At 68.1% G+C, this 313-nt stretch carries 1 protein-coding gene; it reads right to left on the reverse strand.

The features are described 5' to 3' along the window. Nucleotides 1-139 (reverse strand): prolipoprotein diacylglyceryl transferase family protein (locus ACTFO6_RS18340; RefSeq protein ID WP_439935816.1); only part of this gene is annotated, 139 nt, incomplete at its 3' end. Nucleotides 140-313 lie beyond the last annotated feature (174 nt).

Raw genomic sequence — 313 nt, forward strand, 5'->3', positions numbered from 1 at the left:
GCTCCGGGCGGGTGCGCGCCCGATGCTTGCCCAGCCAAGGACCCCCGAGGAATCCCACCAGGTACATAAGCCCGTACCAGCGCACGGCGAGCGGCCCGAGTTGGAAGGCCACGGGATCGAACTGGGGGTGAATCAGCACTGGAGGAGCGCGGGTTTCGGCTAAAATTGAATCCCTATAGTTTACCCCGTCGCCCGGCAACCAGGTCGGCGGCCGAGCCCCAAGGAGACCGCACCGTGCCCAACAACCCGCGCAGCCGCATCATCACCCAGGGCGTGGAGCGCAGCCCCAACCGGGCCATGCTCCGGGCCGTGG

It is taken from the genome of Pelomicrobium sp. G1 (assembly GCF_051905455.1).
GTDB lineage: Bacteria > Pseudomonadota > Gammaproteobacteria > Burkholderiales > UBA6910 > Pelomicrobium.